The organism is Sodalis sp. RH16, assembly GCF_047324245.1.
GTDB classification, from domain to species: domain Bacteria; phylum Pseudomonadota; class Gammaproteobacteria; order Enterobacterales; family Enterobacteriaceae; genus Acerihabitans; species Acerihabitans ligni.
In genome coordinates, this window is record NZ_CP178737.1 from 2,884,704 (window position 1) to 2,903,865 (window position 19,162).

18 protein-coding genes are annotated in these 19,162 nt (G+C 55.8%); 9 read left to right on the forward strand and 9 right to left on the reverse strand.

The window, feature by feature from the left end; translation table 11 throughout:
• The first annotated feature begins 1 nt into the window (after nucleotide 1).
• From ACL2XJ_RS13260 to ACL2XJ_RS13275, 4 genes are read left to right on the forward strand one after another with little or no spacing between them, the layout of a single operon-like run.
• The gene (locus ACL2XJ_RS13260) at nucleotides 2–988 is read left to right on the forward strand and encodes an aldo/keto reductase (RefSeq protein WP_132923174.1); all 987 of its coding nucleotides are present in this window, start codon (nucleotides 2–4) and stop codon (nucleotides 986–988) included.
• Between the two features lie 36 nt (nucleotides 989–1,024).
• On the forward strand, nucleotides 1,025–2,383 hold the full coding sequence (gene glnT / locus ACL2XJ_RS13265; protein ID WP_132923173.1) for a type III glutamate--ammonia ligase: 1,359 nt from the start codon (nucleotides 1,025–1,027) through the stop codon (nucleotides 2,381–2,383).
• Entirely contained in the window at nucleotides 2,383–3,459 is a 1,077-nt protein-coding gene (locus ACL2XJ_RS13270) for a PDR/VanB family oxidoreductase (RefSeq protein WP_413726725.1), read from the forward strand. The genes glnT and ACL2XJ_RS13270 overlap by 1 nt, the downstream gene beginning before the upstream one ends.
• Before the next feature lie 22 nt (nucleotides 3,460–3,481).
• A complete protein-coding gene (locus ACL2XJ_RS13275; protein WP_132923171.1) occupies nucleotides 3,482–3,907 on the forward strand; it encodes a VOC family protein in 426 nt (141 codons plus the stop codon).
• A gap of 264 nt (nucleotides 3,908–4,171) precedes the next feature.
• Here ACL2XJ_RS13275 and ACL2XJ_RS13280 read toward each other — a convergent pair whose 3' ends face one another.
• A complete protein-coding gene (locus tag ACL2XJ_RS13280; RefSeq protein WP_132923170.1) occupies nucleotides 4,172–4,810 on the reverse strand; it encodes a TetR/AcrR family transcriptional regulator in 639 nt (212 codons plus the stop codon).
• Nucleotides 4,811–4,963: 153 nt separating this feature from the next.
• On the opposite strand from ACL2XJ_RS13280, the gene ACL2XJ_RS13285 reads away from it, so the two are divergent.
• Nucleotides 4,964–5,977: an alpha/beta fold hydrolase gene (locus tag ACL2XJ_RS13285; protein ID WP_413726726.1), complete on the forward strand. Its 1,014-nt coding sequence runs from the start codon at nucleotides 4,964–4,966 to the stop codon at nucleotides 5,975–5,977.
• Between the two features lie 37 nt (nucleotides 5,978–6,014).
• Here the strand turns inward: ACL2XJ_RS13285 and ACL2XJ_RS13290 are convergent, their stop codons facing one another.
• The 3 genes from ACL2XJ_RS13290 to ACL2XJ_RS13300 form a co-directional block, all read right to left on the reverse strand.
• Nucleotides 6,015–6,440 (reverse strand): hypothetical protein, encoded by a 426-nt coding sequence (locus tag ACL2XJ_RS13290; RefSeq protein ID WP_132923168.1) that lies wholly within the window; start codon nucleotides 6,438–6,440, stop codon nucleotides 6,015–6,017.
• A gap of 42 nt (nucleotides 6,441–6,482) precedes the next feature.
• A complete protein-coding gene (locus ACL2XJ_RS13295) occupies nucleotides 6,483–6,959 on the reverse strand; it encodes a hypothetical protein (protein WP_132923167.1) in 477 nt (158 codons plus the stop codon).
• Nucleotides 6,960–7,341: 382 nt separating this feature from the next.
• Nucleotides 7,342–8,154, reverse strand: coding sequence for a shikimate 5-dehydrogenase (locus ACL2XJ_RS13300; protein WP_132923166.1), 813 nt, complete (start codon nucleotides 8,152–8,154; stop codon nucleotides 7,342–7,344).
• Between the two features lie 555 nt (nucleotides 8,155–8,709).
• Here ACL2XJ_RS13300 and glgX point away from each other — a divergent pair.
• Complete coding sequence (glgX, locus tag ACL2XJ_RS13305; protein ID WP_413726890.1) at nucleotides 8,710–10,851, forward strand: glycogen debranching protein GlgX; 2,142 nt, start codon at nucleotides 8,710–8,712, stop codon at nucleotides 10,849–10,851.
• 179 nt (nucleotides 10,852–11,030) lie between these two features.
• Here glgX and speG read toward each other — a convergent pair whose 3' ends face one another.
• Nucleotides 11,031–11,585: a spermidine N1-acetyltransferase gene (gene speG / locus ACL2XJ_RS13310; RefSeq protein ID WP_413726727.1), complete on the reverse strand. Its 555-nt coding sequence runs from the start codon at nucleotides 11,583–11,585 to the stop codon at nucleotides 11,031–11,033.
• Between the two features lie 57 nt (nucleotides 11,586–11,642).
• Nucleotides 11,643–11,972 (reverse strand): DMT family transporter, encoded by a 330-nt coding sequence (locus ACL2XJ_RS13315; protein WP_132923163.1) that lies wholly within the window; start codon nucleotides 11,970–11,972, stop codon nucleotides 11,643–11,645.
• A gap of 432 nt (nucleotides 11,973–12,404) precedes the next feature.
• On the opposite strand from ACL2XJ_RS13315, the gene ACL2XJ_RS13320 reads away from it, so the two are divergent.
• On the forward strand, nucleotides 12,405–13,961 hold the full coding sequence (locus ACL2XJ_RS13320) for a methyl-accepting chemotaxis protein (protein ID WP_413726728.1): 1,557 nt from the start codon (nucleotides 12,405–12,407) through the stop codon (nucleotides 13,959–13,961).
• A gap of 42 nt (nucleotides 13,962–14,003) precedes the next feature.
• Nucleotides 14,004–14,663: a C39 family peptidase gene (locus tag ACL2XJ_RS13325; protein WP_413726729.1), complete on the forward strand. Its 660-nt coding sequence runs from the start codon at nucleotides 14,004–14,006 to the stop codon at nucleotides 14,661–14,663.
• Nucleotides 14,664–14,759: 96 nt separating this feature from the next.
• Here the strand turns inward: ACL2XJ_RS13325 and ACL2XJ_RS13330 are convergent, their stop codons facing one another.
• Together ACL2XJ_RS13330 and yedA are read right to left on the reverse strand one after the other, a co-directional pair.
• A complete protein-coding gene (locus ACL2XJ_RS13330; RefSeq protein ID WP_413726891.1) occupies nucleotides 14,760–16,166 on the reverse strand; it encodes an MFS transporter in 1,407 nt (468 codons plus the stop codon).
• Between the two features lie 309 nt (nucleotides 16,167–16,475).
• A complete protein-coding gene (gene yedA, locus ACL2XJ_RS13335) occupies nucleotides 16,476–17,426 on the reverse strand; it encodes a drug/metabolite exporter YedA (protein ID WP_413726730.1) in 951 nt (316 codons plus the stop codon).
• A gap of 151 nt (nucleotides 17,427–17,577) precedes the next feature.
• Here yedA and ACL2XJ_RS13340 point away from each other — a divergent pair, with 151 nt between their 5' ends.
• Nucleotides 17,578–18,015: an Lrp/AsnC family transcriptional regulator gene (locus ACL2XJ_RS13340; RefSeq protein ID WP_132923158.1), complete on the forward strand. Its 438-nt coding sequence runs from the start codon at nucleotides 17,578–17,580 to the stop codon at nucleotides 18,013–18,015.
• 231 nt (nucleotides 18,016–18,246) lie between these two features.
• Here the strand turns inward: ACL2XJ_RS13340 and cho are convergent, their stop codons facing one another.
• Nucleotides 18,247–19,110, reverse strand: coding sequence for an excinuclease Cho (cho, locus tag ACL2XJ_RS13345; protein WP_413726731.1), 864 nt, complete (start codon nucleotides 19,108–19,110; stop codon nucleotides 18,247–18,249).
• Nucleotides 19,111–19,162 lie beyond the last annotated feature (52 nt).

Here is a 19,162-nt window from a genome sequence, read left to right on the forward strand (position 1 = left end):
CATGAAAATGAAAAAACTCGGACGGTCCGGGCTGGACGTCTCCGCGCTGTGTTTAGGCTGCATGACCTATGGCGCGCCGGACAAAAGCGGCTATAGCTGGACCCTGGATGAACGGCAAAGCCGCACGTTTATTCAAAAAGCGCTGGAGCTGGGCATCAATTTTTTTGATACCGCCAACGCCTATTCCAAGGGGCACAGCGAAGAAATCCTCGGCCGCGCACTGCGGGATTTCGCCCGTCGCGACGAGGTGGTGATCACCAGCAAAGTGTTTAATCCCATGCATTCGGGGCCGAACGGCAAGGGTCTGTCCCGCAAGGCCATTATGACGGAAATAGATGCCAGCCTGACGCGGCTGAACACCGATTACATCGATTTATACCAGATTCATCGCTGGGACTACGAGACGCCTCTTGAAGAGACGCTGGAAGCGCTGCACGACCTGGTGAAGATGGGCAAGGTGCGTTATCTCGGCGCGTCGTCCATGTATGCCTGGCAGTTCTGCAAGGCGCTTCATGTGGCGCGGGAAAACGGCTGGACGCCGTTTATCGCCATGCAAAACCATCTCAATCTGCTGTATCGGGAAGAGGAGCGGGAAATGATGGGGCTGTGTCGGGCCGAGGGCATCGGCGTCACCCCGTGGAGTCCGCTGGCGCGGGGACGGCTCAGCCGGCCGTGGCAACAGAGCGCCGCCACCGATCGCGGCGCTGACGATGCCTACGCCCGCTTTCTTTATACCGCCACCGAACAGGCGGACCGGGAAGTCATCCAGGCGGTAACGGATGTCGCCGCCCGTCGCGGGGTGTGCCAAGCCCAGGTGGCGCTGGCCTGGCTGTTCACCAAGCCATCGGTGACGGCGCCCATTATCGGCGCCACCGCGTTCAGCCACCTCACCGATGCCGTCGCGGCGACGGAGCTGGTGCTGACGGAGCAAGAAATAGCCGCCCTTGAGGCGCCCTACATTCCCCATCAGGTGGTTGAACATACCTGAGCCGGTGTTTTTTATCTTTCTTATACAGAGCCTATTATGAAAAAAAGTCATCAGCAGATAGCGGACATCGCGGAACAGTTGAAGCAAAAAGGGGTGGAGTATTGCATGGGCGCCTATGTGGATATCCACGGCGTGCCCAAGGGCAAAGTGGTCCCCCTCAGCCATTTCAGCCAGATGGCGGCCGGTTCGGAGCGCTATACCGGCTATGCCCTGGACGGTCTGGGCCAGCTTCCCAATGAGGACGAACTCACCTCGGTGCCGGACCTGGATCATATTATCCAGCTGCCCTGGGAACCGAAAATCGCCTGGATGCCGGCGGATAATGCCTTTAAAGGCGAGCCCTATGCGTTAAACACCCGGGTGGCGCTGAAAAACGTCTTGGCGCAGGCCAACAAGATGGGCTTTGGGTTCAATCTCGGCATCGAATGTGAAATCTATCTGTTGAAACGGGATGAAGACGGTGGGTTATCAGTACCGGACGCGGATAATAAATTAAACAAGCCATGCTATGACCTGCAGGGATTTGTCGATCAGTTCGACTGGCTGGATACCATGTCCCGCACTATTAACGATCTGGGCTGGGATCTCTATTCGCTGGATCATGAAGACGGCAATTCCCAGTTTGAATTCGATTTTAACTATGCCGATGCGTTAACCAGCTGCGATCGTTTTATTTTCTTCCGTTTCATGGCGAAGCATTACGCCAAGGAACGGGGACTGGTGGCCACCATGATGCCGAAACCCTTCGCCAATAAAACCGGTACCGGCGCGCATTTCAATATGTCTTTATATGATATCGCCAGCGGCGAGAATATCTTTGCTTCCCGGGATGACCCGCGCGGCCTGGGCCTGTCCGACACCGGCTACTATTTTATCGGCGGCTTGCTCAAGCACGGCCGGGCGCTGTGCGCGGCATTCGCGCCCACCGTCAACAGCTACAAACGTCTGGTGCGCCAGGGGGCCATGAGCTACTTCTCCTGGGCGCCGGTATTCAATTCCTACGGCTCCAATAACCGCACCAACTCGGTTCGGGTCCCGGCCGGGGGCGGTCGCTGCGAATCCCGCAATGCCGACGGCGCGGTGAATCCCTACCTGGCCGCCACCCTGGCATTGGCCGCCGGGCTGGAAGGCATTCGCGAGAAAATCGATCCGCGGGAGCCCAACGAAGACAATCTCTATTCCATCAGCGAACAGGAACGGCGGGCGCGGGGCATTGATTTCCTGCCGCAGAACCTGCTGGAAGCGGTGGAAGCCTTTGCCGCCGACCCCTTTGTCGAAGCCACCCTCGGCACCGCGCTGCGGGATGAATTCGTTAAGTACAAGACCCAGGAATGGAACAATTACCATCTCCATGTCAGCCAATGGGAAATCGACCAGTACAGTACAATATTCTGATGAGCGGACAACCTGAATTGTTTGAGGTGGTGGTGGCGGAGAGGAAGGATCGGGGCACCGGCGTCATCATTATCACCCTGGCCCGTCCCGACGGCGGGCCGCTGCCGCCCTTTGCCGCCGGCGCGCATATCCCGGTGCAGCTGCCGGGGGGATTGCTGCGCTACTATTCGCTGTGCGGCGATCCGGCGCAGCGTACCCGTTATAAGCTGGCGGTTCTGGTGACCCGGCACTCGCAGGGCGGCGGCCAGGTCATCCGCGAAAAACTGCTGCCGGGGGTGGCCTTGGCTGTCGGCGAGCCGCGCAATCACTTTCCGCTGGAACCGCATCCCGGCCCGACGCTGTTGCTGGCGGGGGGCATCGGCATTACGCCGTTGTTATTGATGGCGTTGGCCCTCAAGCGCCAGGGCCGGGAGTATCTGCTGCACTATTTCGGCCGTGCCGACACCTTGGCGGCCCTGGCGGAGGAGCCGGACTATAGGGAGATAGCGGGTGATATCCTGGTGGATACGCAAACCCGGCCGCCCCGGCAGGCAGCGGTCCAGGTGGATGCGGCCTTGGGGCCGCCGTCGGATCCGCTGCCTGAGGATGCGGCGGCCATGGCGTCCGCCGGGGATGCCGCTATGTCAGGCCGAGACGGATCGCTGGACGGGATATTGCATGACTGGCGGCAGCGTTACCGGCGGTTTGAGCTCTATTACTGTGGCTCGACGGAATTTATGCAAACCATCCGCGATCGCTGTGTTGCTCTGGGCATACCGTCGGAGGATTGCCATTGTGAATCTTTCGCTCCGCCCAAGGTGGCCGGCGAAAAAGCCTTTGCGGTAAAAATCCACGGCACCGGCGAAATTATCCCGGTCAGCGCCGAGCAGACCATTGCCGACGCGCTGAATGATGCCGGTGTCGGGGTAGAGATTTCCTGTGGCCAGGGGTTGTGCGGTACCTGCCTGGCACAGGTGAAAGAGGGAGTACCGGATCATCGGGATGAGTATTTAAGTGCGGATGAGAAGGCGGCCAACACGAAGATTTTGCTTTGTTGTTCCCGTTCGCTTTCATCAACCCTGGTTATTGACCTTTAATTGTTAGCAGAGGAATCACACTATGTCCGTAGCGCCTTTTCATCTTGCGATACCGGTTTACGACCTGGCCGCCGCCCGCCATTTTTATGGCGATATCTTCGGGTGCGAGGAGGGGCGCAGCAGTGAGCAGTGGGTGGATTTTGACTTTTTCGGTCATCAGTTGGTTATCCATGAGCATCCGAAAACCGCCAGTCAGGATCATGCCCATACCAATCCGGTGGACGGCCATGATGTGCCGGTGCCGCATTTCGGCGTGGTGCTGGCCTGGGATGATTGGGAGGCGCTGGCGAAACGGCTGACGGAGCGAAATACCGCCTTTGTGATTGAGCCGTATATTCGATTTAAAGGGCAGGTGGGGGAGCAGGCGACGATGTTTTTGCTCGATCCGTGCCAGAATGCGTTGGAATTCAAGGCGTTTAAGGATATCGGCCAGCTGTTTGCCAAGTGAGGGGCGACCTTTAACACGTTCGTTGCATGTTCGGCGATCGCGGGCCTAGCGTGCCATGGGGCGCTTCGGCGGGCGGTAAAACCACGCCCGCGTCGACCCCATTGGCGCGCTCTCCCTTTAACACGTTCGTTGCATGTTCGGCGATCGCGGGCCTAGCGTGCCATGGGGCGCTTCGGCGGGCGGTAAAACCACGCCCGCGTCGACCCCATTGGCGCGCTCTCCCTTTAACACGTTCGTTGCGCGTTCGGCGATCGCGGGCCTGGTTTATGGGGCCGGTTTGATTTCCAGGTGTTCAAACACGAATTCACGCATGCAGCTGATGGCGTGTTTATATTTGAATTTGGGGAACATTACGGTGCGGAATAATACGCCGTCGAGAAAAGTTGAAATAAACATCGCCATATCCACCGGATTGACATCCCGGAATACGCCGGCGGTTATGCCGTCTTTGAGGGTATTTTTCAGTATCACGGACTCTTTTTCATAGAATTTCCGAATAGCTTTATCTATTTCGGGGGTGCGTCCGTTGGTGCCGGCGTAATCAAGACTGATTTTGGCCAGTTTTTGCAGCAGGTAAAATTGTAAAATATGAATCTGGATCCAAAGAAACAGTACGTCTTTTGGGTTTGAGGCGTTCATCTTGATGGAGTCAAATTTCTCAAAGGCCTTTTCTACCGTGGATTCAATGACTTTTAGAAACAGATTTTCTTTGGAGCCGAAATAGTAATAGATGAGCGCGGAATTAAGGCCGGTGGCCTCGGCAATGTCTTTTATACGTACCGATGAGTAATTTTGCTTAGCAAATAATTCCAGCGCCGAGTCCTGTAAGATATTGGCTACATCGTTTTGAGCATGCTTACCATTTTTGATTGTGGATTTTTCGTTGGTTTCACTGTTTTTCATAGAAGATGCCGCGGCCGGTGCCTGCTGTTCCCGTCACGCAACATGACGAGGGGGACTCAATGGCTAAATTCTACCATAGCCAAGAAATCATCAACAAGTTAACTATTTGATTAATTAACACCTACCTTAGCTTTGCGTTGATAAGGAAAAACCATGGCAGATTATGAACGTTATGCGCTGGGCAACTTCCGGCTTCAATCCGGAGAGGTGCTTGATGACGCCGTTTTGGCTTACGAAACCCACGGGACCTTGAATAGCCGGGGGGACAATGCCGTGCTGTTGCCGTCGTGGTATACCGGTACCCACCGTTCATGGCGTTCAATCATCGGTGCGGGCCGGGCGCTGGATCCGGCCCGTTATTTCATCATTGCTGTGAATATGTTTGGAAACGGTATTTCCAGTTCGCCAAGCAATTCACCACGCCAGGGCGGGGCGGGTTTTCCTGCCGTCAGCGTGGGGGATAATGTCCGCGCGCAATATCAACTGCTGACGGAACATCTGCGGGTTAGGGAACTGGCCCTGGTGGCGGGCTGGTCAATGGGGGCGATGCAGGCGTGGCATTGGGCGGCGCTATACCCGCAACAGGTAAAAGCGTTTCTGTCCATTTGCGGCAGCGCACGCTGCTGGCCGCTGAACTTTGTCTTTCTCGAGGGCGTGAAAGCCGCATTGCTGGCGGACGCGGCTTTTGATCACGGCAACTATCGCCAACCGCCGCGGGCCGGCTTGGCTGCCTTTGGCCGCTGTTATGCCGGTTGGGCCTATTCAGCGGCGTTTTATCGCGATGAATTATACCGGAACCTTAATTTTGCCACCGTGGAGGACCTGCTGCGGGAGTGGGAGCGGGATCACTGCCAATGGGATGCCAACGATCTGTTGTGCATGCTGGCGACCTGGCAGCAGGCGGATATCAGCCGGGATCCGGCGTTTGGCGGCCGGTTCGCGGAGGCGATAAGCGGGATTAGGGCCAGGGCGATTATCATGCCCTGCGATACGGATAGCTATTTTACCGAGGAGGAGGCGTTTAAAGAATACCGGCTGTTAAGCCGCGCCGTATGGCGTCCTATCCGGTCGCCATACGGTCATTGTGCCGGCGCTCCCGGCCGTTTTGCCGCTGAAACCGCGCTGATAGAGCAGGGAATGGCTGAGTTATTGCCGCAAAAAGACTGACGCCTCAATAAAACGGGTAAATGCTTTGCGGCCGGCGCTATTCGATGATTTCCAGCTCCACCACCCGTCCCTGGTCAAACCAGGTTTCCAGGCCGGTGACGCGCAAGGGCAATTCACCTTCGATAACTTCGCCGATATAGGAGATAGGCAGCGGTTCTTCGGCGGTATCATCGCCGTACACCACGCAAAACTGCTGGCGGGGGCTGTAAAAGCAAACCGAGCCGGTGCACTTGCCGTATTTTTCCCGGCGCATTTTTCCCACTTCTTCTGTTCTGAATTTATTTTCCCAGGGCGCCACGATAGGCATGGTAAAAAAGACCATATCGCCGATGAGCTTACCGTGCTGCAATACGCTTTTCATCGGCAGTTTTTTTCGCAGTTCCTTGACCAGATTAGGGACTTTATCTTCCCATACCTCGATAATGCAAATCGGCTGGTCGGCAACGTTCATTCTGAGTTTCATTCTGTTTCCTGTTATTTGAGGAGAAAAGGGATAAGAAGCGGATCAGGCCGGTTTGACCCGACGGAATCCATCGCCAAGGCCCCAGGGCAGAATAAAATCGACCCACATATGCAAACGGTTGGCATAGGACAATGCCGCATGGGACAAACGGCACAGTTCGTCCAGCGTGGTGCATTTGCAGGCGGTGTCCACATATAAATGAATCAGGCTGGCGGCGTGGGGCAGGCTGACGAAATCAAAAAAATCCGCTTTATAACCGATGATTTCTTTGATGATGGCTTGCAGGGTCGGCAGATCCGCTTGGGTATCTTCCGCCACCCTGATAAGCCCCCACAGCATTTCATCCGCCATGGTTCTCGCTTCGCCTTCGGCGAAAATGATGGTGCTGAGGTATTGTCCGCGCGATCCGGTATTCCGGGGGACGATGCCATTGCCCAGGTCTCGCACTTCAGCGGGCTGTTCAAACCAGATTTTCTCACGTTCCTCTTCGAAACGTTTTATCACTTCATCAACGGACATGTTGGTCTCCATCATCATGAAAAAGGCGTGTTAATTAATTAACTAATTAATAAGCAAGGAGTATGCCAACGCTCATGCGTGATTAATATCTATTCAAATCATAATGTTGTGGTCGGCCCTGGAAAGGAGGATACGCGCCGGTTCGGGGATGTTTTACCATGGTGCATGGGTTGCACCCGGTTCGGGCGCATCGGTTCCGGTTGGCATGGCTTGGCTCTGGGAGGATGATCGCGCCCTTCGGGGAGGGGTTCACGGCCTGATTTACCCTATTGCTACGATCTGGCAGCCTGTCCCGACCGGGCGCGTTGTCAACAAGCCCAGGCCATCATCTTTTAAGATGACGGCCTGCCGTTATGGCCCCGCCGGGGGGAACCGCCATGGGTCAGCTACGGGCGTGGGCGGCCGCGCGCTGTACCAGCTCATGGTCCGGGCGAACGCCGGTATACAGAACGAATTGTTCCAGCGCCTGGATCGCGATGACTTCGGCACCGGTAATCACCGGTTTGTTCTGCGCCTGCGCGGCTTGAATCAGCGGAGTCCGCGCCGGCAACGCCACGACGTCAAACACGATTTCGGCCTGCGCTATGCGCTGCTCGCTAAAGGAGAGGGCGTCTGCGCCGGCGCCGCCGGCCATACCCACCGGGGTAACATTGATCAGCAAGGCGGCGGGGGTTGTGCTGTCGTCCTCCTGCCAGGCATAACCATACAAATCCGCCAGCCGCCGGCCGGTTTCCTCGTTGCGCGCGACAATGGTGCCGTTGTGGAATCCGGCGTCATGGAACGCGGCGGCCACCGCTTTTGCCATGCCGCCGCTGCCGCGCAGGACAAAGGAGGTCTGCGGATTGATACCATGCTGTTTTATCAACTGCGCAATGGCGATATAGTCGGTGTTATAGGCTTTTAGATAGCCATCGGTATTCACGATGGTATTGACGGAATCGATGGCTTTTGCCGAAGGATCAAGTTCGTCCAGATAGGGAATGCACGCTTCTTTAAAGGGCATCGACACTGCGCAGCCGCGGATTCCAAGTGCGCGGATCCCGCCGATGGCGGCCGGCAGATCCTGCGTGGTGAAGGCTTTATAGATGTAATTCAGATTGAGCTGTTCATAGAGATAATTATGGAAACGGGTGCCGAAATTACCCGGCCGCGCGGCCAAAGACATGCAAAGCAAGGTATCTTTATTGATATTCATGGCGGTTATCCTGTGTCTCTTTTTTTTCAAGAATTGTCTGTTATGCCGGAATGTCGCTTAGATACAGCGGTGCCAAGTTGCTGCCCGGCCTGGTTTTATCCTTAACCGGCAGCATATCACATCGCTAATCCTTCAGGCACCGGCCGGCGAGCGATGTAGATTCGCCGTGCGGACTTCTGGCAGAACCGCAAAGCGGTACTACACTTCGAACATGGTCTGTTACTTCCACCCCGGACTCATACGAAAAGCAACGCCCAATACCTGTTTTAAATTTATGTGCCATCAGCCATTGATTCCAAAGGCGGGTTAATTATTGCCCGCTCCGGGAGCGATGCCGACATCGGCACGGGTTAAGGCAGCGGAAGTCGGAATTCGTCTAAATGCGCGCAGGAGAAGAATTGGATGGCCAAGGGATCCTCGAAGAAAAATGAAGTGGTTTTTCCTACCACCACAACCACCATGGCAAGCAAAGTCGATAACCAGGTGGAAATTACCATTGATGACAAAGGGGTGCGTATCGTCCACCCCAATTCAGATAACGATATTGTCCAGCGGCTGGACGCCGATCGCAAAACCCGCGTCAGGGAAGGCAAGCCGGTGCCCCTTGGCGCGACCTGGGACGGCCTTGGGGTGAATTTTGCCCTCTTCTCCGCCCATGCCACCAAGGTGGAACTCTGTCTGTTCGACGAGGAAGGCGTTGAGTATGACCGCATCGAACTGCCGGAATATACCGATGAAGTCTGGCACGTCTATCTGCCGGATGCCCGGCCGGGTCTGCTGTATGGTTATCGCGTGCATGGCCCACATGCCCCGGAGGAGGGGCATCGCTTCAATCCGGCTAAGCTGCTGCTCGACCCTTATGCCAAGCAGATCCGTGGCGAATTGAAATGGGATGATGCGCTGTTCGGTTATGATTTTAACGCCGACGATAAAGACCTGAGCATAGATGAACGGGACAGCGCGCCTTTCATGCCTAAGTGCCGGGTTATCGATCCGGCGTTTTCCTGGCCGGCGAACGGCAAGAGTTTTATCCCCTGGGAAAAAACCCTGATCTACGAAACCCACGTGCGCGGCTATACCATGCGCCATCCGGCGGTGCCCGAACATCTGCGCGGCACCTTTTCGGCCCTGAGCGTACCCCAGATCGTGGATTACATTAAGTCTCTCGGCGTTACCGCTATTGAGCTGATGCCGATCCATGCTTTCACCGACGATCGCCATTTACAGGAAAAAGGGCTGCACAATTTCTGGGGCTACAATACCCTGTGCTTTTTCGCCCCGCATCCGCAATACATGGCCACGTCGTCGGTTTATGAATTCAAGCAGATGATAGCCACCCTTCATGCCGCCGGCATCGAAGTGATTCTAGACGTGGTGTATAACCATACCGCCGAAGGGAATGAACTGGGGCCGACCCTCTCTTTGAAAGGCATAGACAATGCCAGTTATTACCGGCTGTTTCCCGAAGAGAAGCGTTATTACATCAACGATACCGGTACCGGCAATACGTTGAATTTAAGCCATCCGCGGGTGCTGCAAATGGTCACCGACTCCCTGCGTTACTGGGCAACGGAGATGCAGGTGGATGGCTTTCGCTTCGACCTGGCCACCATCCTCGGGCGGGAGATTTACGGCTTTGACGAAGGCTGCGGGTTTCTGGATACCTGCCGCCAGGATCCGGTGCTCAGCCAATGTAAACTGATTGCCGAACCTTGGGATTGCGGCCCCGGCGGGTATCAGGTGGGCGGTTTTCCTCCCGGCTGGTCGGAGTGGAACGATCGGTATCGCGATTCGGTGCGCAAATTCTGGCGCGGCGATGAGGGCCAATTGGCGGAATTCACCACCCGGCTGGCCGGCTCGGCGGATATTTTCAACCACCGCGGACGAAAGCCCCATGCGTCGGTGAATTTTATCACTGCCCATGACGGTTTTACCCTCAACGATCTGGTTTCCTATGAGAATAAGCATAACGAAGCTAATGGAGAGGATAACCGCGACGGCCATAGCGATAATAATTCCGCCAACTATGGCGTTGAGGGGCCCACCGAAGACCCGGCCATCAATGCTTTGCGGCTAAGGCAGATGCGCAATATGCTGGCGAGCCTGATGTTTTCCCAAGGCACGCCGATGCTGCTGGCGGGGGACGAATTCGCCCGTACCCAGCAGGGCAATAATAACGGTTATTGCCAGGACGATGATATCTCCTGGGTGGATTGGAATATCACCGATAAAGGCGAATCGCTGATTCTCTTTACCTATCGGCTTATCGCGTTGCGGGATCGGTTCCCGATTTTGCATCGGGGACGTTTCCTCACCGGGCAGCGCAATGAAAAACTGGACATCAAGGATGTGACCTGGTTCCAGCCCAATGGCGAGGAGATGACCGAGGAGTCATGGGGTGATGCCCAGCTGAAAAGTATCGGTATGCTGCTGGACGGTCGTTCACAGCCCACCGGCCTGCTGCGGGTCGGCTCCCTCAGTACCGTTTTGCTGCTGTTCAGCGCCTCCCATGAGGATGTGGTGTATACCTTGCCGGAAGTGGCCCACGGTTACGGTTGGCGGCATATCTTTGATACGTTCCAGCCGGACGATATCAATGAGCACAGCTTCGGCTTCGGCCATAAATATACTTGTCCCTCCAGGACCGTGGCGCTGTTTGAGCTGGTGAATACCAAGACTACCATGGTGCGGGGATGAGGGCCGGTAGGACGGCGTGCTCCTTTACACGTCGGCTGCACGTCTGGCGATAGCGGGCATACCGTGCCATGTGGCGCTCGGGGAAAACCACGCCCGATTCCACCACATCGGCACGCTATCCCTTTAACCGGTTCGTTGCACGCGCGGCGATCGCGGGCCCGGGCCGCCATGGGCCGACGCTACTCACAGGCCGACTGGCGAAGGGCCAGATATTCCTCTTGAAAGATACACATCCGGATGGTGTTGCGGTATTCGCCGTTAACGAAAAATTCCTTGATCAATACCCCTTCCACGTTGAATCCCAGCTTGCTGTAGATGTGGATGGCCTTTTCATTCTCCTGGTCAACAATGAGGTAGAGTTTATGCAGGTTTAGCACCAGGAACCCATATTCCATGGCCAGCCGGGCGGCGATGCCGGCATAGCCATGCCCCTGATGCGTCGGATCGATCAAAATCTGGAATTCGGCGCGGCGATGGATATGGTTGATTTCCACCAGTTCCACGAGACCGATTTTGATGCCTTCCTTATCGATGATAAAACGCCGCTCACTTTGATCGTGAATATGCTTGTCGTAGAGGTCGTTCAGTTCCACAAATGCTTCATAGGGTTCCTCGAACCAGTAACGCATTACGCTTTCATTATTATCCAGCTGATGGACGAAATAAAGATCCTCGCGTTCCAATGGGCGTAATTTTATATTGTAGGTGTTAGAGAGTTTATTTTCTACGATCATAATTTATTTATTAATAATAAGATAATAATGATTTTAATCGGGCCGGGGCGCTGCGTTTCAATGCTCCGCCGCGGTGGATGTCAGGTTAATAACTAATACTCCGGTGATAATAAGCGCCATGCCGAGTATAGCGTAAAGATCCAGCTTTTGATCGAAGAACAGATAGCCGGCAATGGCCACGAAAACGATGCCCAAGCCTGCCCAGAGCGCGTAGGCTATGCCCACCGGGATGGATTTGAGTACTAATGATAATAATAAAAAGGAAGTAATATAGCCGGCAATCACCAGAATGGAGGGATAGAGTTTCGTAAAACCCGCCGAGGCTTTAAGTGATGTGGTAGCAATAACTTCGGATAAAATAGCGATCAGGAGATATAAATACGTCATAGGCATTAATCATTTTCTCTAACAAAGGCCGCCAATATTACCACGTTAATATGGAATGTGAAATTGACAATTTACCGCTGTTTTTAATATTCGGCAGGATGATTATTATTCTATAAAGAATTTGACGATTTATACCGCCGGCCTATTGATTCAGCCATATCGGCGTTTCCGGCCGGACCCCGCTGTGTTGGGATGGGCCGGCAGTGCGCACGGCGGCACGGTTCCTCCGGGGGAAGCAGATTCCTTAAAATGGAAAAAAAACGAAGCTTTATGGAAATCATTTGCATCGTGCCGTGGCCGCCCGGGGAAAATGTGTAACAAGGTTCAAAAGCTTGGGACGGCTCACGGATCGACAATAAAACCGTCCCGGGGCTCATCCTCCGCTCATTTATGCCGATAAACCTTTACCCCTCTTCAAGGACGGTTTTGGTTATGAAAAAATTAGTACATTTACCTTTTTTGGTTCAAATGATAAGTGGTTTTGCAGTCGTTATTTTTATGATGCTTTGCTTGGGCGGAGTATCGTTGTACCACCTTAGCAATACCAATGCCCATATAGACGACTATCGCAACAACTGGCTGCCCGGCGTGCGTTATACCCTGGAGATGCGCGAAAATCTGGCGGAGCTGCGGTTGCAGCAGATACAGTATATCTCCTCGGCGACGGAGAGCGACCGCGAGGGGCATCGGGTAGAGCTCATGCAGGCGGTGGCGAACTATCGTCGTGCTCAGGATCATTATATTGCTTTGCACAGTCCGTTAAGCTCCACCCCGTTATTCAGCCAGATCATCGCCAATTTTGATCAGTTCAGCCAGGCGAATGATGAGGTGGTGAAAGCCATGAGCGCCGGCGATGTGACGTCGGCCATCCAAATCAGCGGTGATAATTCACGCAAATACCGCACTCAACTGATGATTGATCTGGCCACCATGGTGGATCGGGAAATCAGCGGCAGCAACAAGGCCGCCGACGAATCAAGCCAGGGGTATTTTATCGCCAAAACTTCTCTGCTGGGACTGGGGCTGTTCGCCCTGGTGATTTCCGGCCTGCTGGCGACGGTCATCGCCCGAAATCTGTGGCGGCAGCTGGGCGGCGAGCCGGCTTATGCCACGGTCATTATGCGTAAAATCGCCGAGGGCGACCTGACCACGGGCATCCAGGTGAGGGCGAAGGACAGCGGCAGTTTGCTGGCGGCGCTGAATACCATGAGCCAGCAGCTGCGCGATACCATTAACGGTATCATCCGCGGCAGCGAATCCATTTCGGTGGCCTCGGGCCAGATTGCGCAGGGAAATACCGATCTTTCCCAGCGTACCGAAGAACAGGCGTCTTCGTTGATCCAGACGTCGGCCAATATGCAGCAGCTGACGCAAACCGTGCATCAGAACGCCGATAATGCCAAAGAGGCCAGCGAGCTTGCCACGGTAACGTCGCGTACCGCTTCCCAAGGCGGTAAGATCGTTGCCGAAATGCTGACTCAGATGCGCGATATTTCGCAAAGCTCGAAAAAAATCGTTAATATCATTTCTGTCATTGAAGGTATCGCCTTCCAAACCAACCTGCTGGCGCTTAACGCGGCGGTGGAAGCGGCCCGGGCCGGTACCCAGGGCAAGGGTTTCGCGGTGGTGGCCAGCGAAGTCAGAACCCTGGCGCAAAAGAGCGCCGACGCGGCCAAAGAGATTAAATCCTTGATTGAAGGCACGGTGGAGAAAATCACCGCCGGCTCCGACCGCGCCGATCATGCCAGTAAAGCGATGACGGAAGTGGTGGATTCGGTGGATAAAGTGGCCGCCATTATCCGTGAGATCGCCAATGCCAGCAGCGAGCAGCATTTGGGCATCCAGGAAGTGGGGCAGGCGGTTGCGCAAATGGATCAGGTGACCCAGCAAAATGCGGCGCTGGTTGAAGAGGCCGCCGCCGCAGCCCGGTCGCTTACCGAACAAGGAGAGGAATTGCGTAAAACCGTCAGCTTTTTCCAGACCGCCTGATTGGCGGCCCGGCCGAGCAGAGGTAATCATAAGGACAGCGGTATGCCGGTAGAGCATTATCCCTATGTATCACAGTGGTCCGCGCCGGGACTGAATCAGCGAATACTGGCCGGCGCCGATCCCTGCGGGGATCCGGATTGGCGGGAACAGTCCGGCTTTAGCGATGCCCAGGAGTATCGCTTCTGGTCCTGGCGAATCTGCGGGATCGCCTGTTTTCAATCGCTATTGCTATACCGGCGCCGGCACGGGGCGACGCCGGACCCGTCCCTCTGCTCGCGTTATGCCATCTGGCGCCATGCCATGGCGGCAAAAGCCTATATCCCGCAGCCGGACGGCTCGGTTAAGGGGTTGATTTATGCCCCTTTTGTGGAGATGATCGTACGCCTGTACGGCATTTCGGCCCGGGTGGATACCGCCATCAGCCGGGAGAGCCTGGCGGACTGCCTGTCAAGGGGGATGCCGGTAATGGCGTCGGTTTCGCCTAAGATCCGCCATGCCGACGGATACAATAGCGATCCCGGCGCAAACGGCGGCCATTTGGTGTTGTGCTACGGGCTGGAGGGGGATCGGGTGTGGTTCAATAATCCCTCGGCCACCGAGACGGCCCCTTACCACTCTTCACTGCCGCTGGACGCGTTTTTTTCCTGGTGCGCCGGCCGGGGCGTGGTGTTTGACGCGGCGTCCTGCCCCGCTTCGACCTAAGGTTAATCCTCTCGCGCCGTCAGGTAGCGGTACCGGCGGCGGCAACCACGGGGATAGCCGTGCCGGCGCCTCCGGCAACGTCTCATTCATCAAGCCCTAACGGCCGGAAGCCGGTTTTCGTTTTACCGGCTGCGGTTTGCGCGAGACCGATTCCCCCGCGTTGGCGGGCAATCGCAGCAGATCCACCAGGCCGATAAGCGACATCAGGGTAATCAGCACAAACGCCAGCCGATAGCTGATGCCGGGCAAATCCCCCATACCCAAGAGCGGCGCCGCTTTCTCTCCGATCCGCACGCCAATGGCGCCGATGGTGATGCCCATGCCGATGGAGAGCTGCACCGCCGTACTGAACAGGGTATTGGCATAACTCATGTCGCTCTGCGGGATATCGGCGAAGGCCAGGGTGCTGATGCCGGTAAACTGCATCGATCGGCAGAGGCCGCCGTAAAACAGTACGCTAAGAATGACCCAGCTCGGCGTCGTCGGCGTCAGAAAGGCGCAGGCCAGCAGCGACAGCGCCCCAAGAGTGCCGTTTACCAGCAGGACCTTGCGGAAACCGAAGTGCCGGATAAGCGGCGTGGTGGCGGGTTTCATCGCCAGGTTGCCGGCAAACACCGCCAGCACCAGAGAACCGGCATTGAACGCGTCCATGCCGAATCCCACCTGGAACATGATGGGCAGTAAAAACGGCACCGCGCCGATGGCCATGCGAAATAACGAACCGCCGCCGAGAGTCACCCTGAAGGTCAATACCTTAATGGAATTCAACCGGATCATCGGGTTTTCGGCCCGCTGCAAATGGCGCAGGGTCAAAAACAGGGCCAGCAGGCCCACCAGCAGATACAGCAGCATGTAAGGCCAGGGGGCATCTTGCCGGCCGGTCAGTTCCAGTCCGTAGACCAGGCTGAGCATCGCGATGCCGCTGGTGACAAAGCCAATCAGGTCAAACGGCGGCCGTACCGTGCGGGGCGGGTTGGGAATAAGCTTCCAGGCGGCAAAGATGGCCACTATTCCCAGGGGCAGGTTGATAAAAAAGATCCAGCGCCAGCTTGAGTAGTCGGTAATAAACCCCCCCAGAGGCGGCCCCAGGATCGGCGCCACCAGCGCCGGCCAGGTTAACGTGGCGATAGCTTTGATCAACTGCGGTTTAGGCGTGCTTCTGAGCACCGCCAGGCGCCCCACCGGCACCATTAATGCGCCGCCGGCCCCTTGCAGGATGCGCATCAGGACAAATTGCGGCACGTTTTGCGTCAGGCCGCACAGCACCGACGACAGGGTAAAAATGGCCAGCGCGACGGTAAAAACCTGCCGGGAGCCGAAGCGATCGGCGATCCAGCCGCTGGCGGGGATCAATACCGCCAGCGTCAGCAGATAGGCGCTCATGCCGATATTCAGATCCACCGCGGAAACGCCGAAGGTCACGCCCATTTGCGGTAATGCGGTAGCGATGACCGTGCCGTCGATATACTCCATAAAAAACGCGCCGGCTACCAGCAGCGCCATGCCCGATATCCCGCCGGAAGACACCTGTTCAGGCGGGTTATCCGCTGTGTCGGCGTCCCTGATCTCCGTCAACGCGGAAGTCGGTTGTTTCTCATTCGCCATTGCCTGCTCAAATCCTTAAAACACGTTTTTACCTACCCGTCGGTATCAGAATACCGGCAAACCTGACCCGCTACGCGCGGGGTATGGATGTTACTTTACCTCCGGGGAATAATTTGTCATACAAAAAAATGAGTGATTATACCAGTGGGCATAAAGATGTAGGACCGGCAACAATCGTGCCGGTGTTTTCGGGCGAAAGGAGAGAGGTTAACCCGCCGGTTTGCCGGAATCGCGGCGGGTTTTGACCACCGGCTCCAGATTGCCGGCGGAGTGCCTGCCGGCGGTGATGGATTTGCCCACCATGACTATCATGACCGCGAGGATAATAATACCCAGCGCCGTCCATTCCGTCCCCGTGAGACGTTCACCGGCGAAACCCATGCCCAGCAGTACCGCCACCACCGGATTGACATAGGCATAGCTGGTGGCCAGCGCCGGACGGGCGTGTTTGAGGAGGAACATATAGGCACTGATGGCAATGATTGAACCGAACAGGATCAAATAGCCCACCGCCAGAATGCCGGCCATATCCGGCATCCGCACCAGTCGTTCGCCGCTGATGCGGCTGGCGCAAAGCAGTACCGTCCCGGCCACCAGCATCTCCATTGCTCCGGCCATCAAACCTTGCGGCAGCTGGAGTTTGCTTCCCCATATGGAACCGAACGCCCAGCTGATGGAACCGACGATCAACAGCATGGCTCCCAGCGGATGTTCAGTGAGATTGCCGGACGTATTCAACAAGATAATCCCCGCCAGTCCGATGGCAATGCCCAGCCATTCAAGCCCGGTGGCGCGGATGCCCCACAGGCTGCCGAAAGCCACGGTGAACAGCGGTACGGTGGCGACCACCACGGCGGCAATGCCGGACGGCACCTGCATATGCTCCGCCACGGTGACCAGCCCGTTGCCGATGGCCAGCAGCAATATGCCTATCGCGCCGGCGTTCACCGTCTGGCGCAGGGTGGGAAGACGGTCGCCTTTAAGCAGCAGCACCGTCAGCAACAGGGCGCCGGCCAGGAAAAACCGGACTCCGGCCATCATCAGCGGCGGCCAGGCGCCGACGCCGACGCGGATAAAATAATAGGTGGAACCCCAAATGATATAGAGGGTAAACAGGGCCAGGGCGAGTTTGAAACCGGGCGAATCCTTTAAGCGCATTTTTTTTCCTGTAAATGTCTAGCAATTGAATCCTAACTTAACCTATTTTATTAGCACTCAATGAGGTATTTACGCACCGTTTACCCGATGAAAGCACGGGAAAACCACCCATATACCTTCGATTCAACGTTCAACGGCCGGCGGACAAAATATGGATAAATTCGACGAATTGATATTGCACGCGCTGATGGAAAACGGGCGATTGAGCTATGCCGAGCTGGCGCGCCGGGTGAACCTTTCACCGCCGGCGGTGGCCGAGCGCGTGGCCAAGCTGGAAGCAAAAAAAGTCATCACCGGCTACCATGCCCATATCAATCTGGAAAAAATGGGGCTGGATATCTCTTTTATTGTTGAACTGCGTCTTAATCATAACCACTGGCAGAATATCCTGCAGGCATTGACCCAGATGCCGCAGATTTTGCAGTGCTACCGGGTCACCGGCGAAGCCTGCGTGATGATAAGGGGCGCGGTACGCAATATGGCGGCTTTGGAAGCTTTTATCGAAGAAGTCAGCCGTTTTGGGGCCACCAAAACGTCCATCATCCTGTCGGCACCGGTAGAACGTATCGCGCCGCTGTCGCTGAGCTAATTGCCGAAGGTAAAAACGCTTTCCGGAAAAATGTGATGTGCATCACATAAATTTGACAGGCCATTCCCTTTTGCCTAGTATGAAAATTGTGATTTACATCACAAATTAATAGCTAATCCGAGGAATTTGCCATGAAAGTGCTGCGCAAAATAAAAGCGTTTTTGAAGAAGCAAGGCGATATACATGCACAGGCCGCCAGGCTCACCATGTTTTAACCAGGCGCATTCACGCCTATTCCAGTTCGATGATCTCATGACGCCCGCTTAAGATCGGCCCGCTGAGGATTTTGTAGCCGTCGCGGTCGAAATTTTTCGCCACTTTATTCAGGGCCGCGGCGTCGGACAGATTGTTTACAGACCCCAGATAATACCAATTATTCACCACGTGGATTTGGCGAAACGCCGCCCCCTGTTCCACCAGGCCTATTGCCCCCGCATAGGGCCAGCTGAATATGCGCATCTGCTGCAGCGCGTCCATCAGGCGAAGATGATGCTCCTGCGGCGTCTCCTTACCGCAGCAGGCCCCGGCGCAGCGTCCGAGATGAAAGCGGAAACAGGGGCGGCCGTGACTGATCCTTTCCAACCCCAGCAGGCTGTAACATAAAAATTCGCTGTCGCCGATATCCAGCAGCCTTTGCTGCGCGGAATGGCGGTTGGAGAACAGCCCGTATAAATCCGCTGCGCGGGCGAAGTCTATCTCCTTGGCCGAGACAATAACCGGCATACCGTTCACCAATTGGATGGAGCAGAGCTGGCGGCTGCGCCGCAGCCTCTTGTTATGCAGCGGCTGATATTGCTTGATCATCTGCGCCTCCAGCAACAGCGCGCCGATTTCTCCGGCGGTGGGGTAATAGCTGACGCGCCGGGCCTGGCGCAGCATGCGCGCTTCCTCGGCGGTACGAAAATGGGACATCACCCGGCTGCGGATATTGATGCTTTTACCGATATACAGCGGCATGACGTCGCTGTCGCCATGGAAAACGTACACGCCGGGGGCGGCGGGGAGGCTGTCGATAAATGAACGCAGATGTTCCGGATACTGATAAATCTCGGCGGGATCGAATTCCCGCCGGACGGTGGTGAGACGCTTGCGCACTGAATAAAACCCGCTCTACTGTTGTTTTGTACAGCATAGCAGGTTATATTTT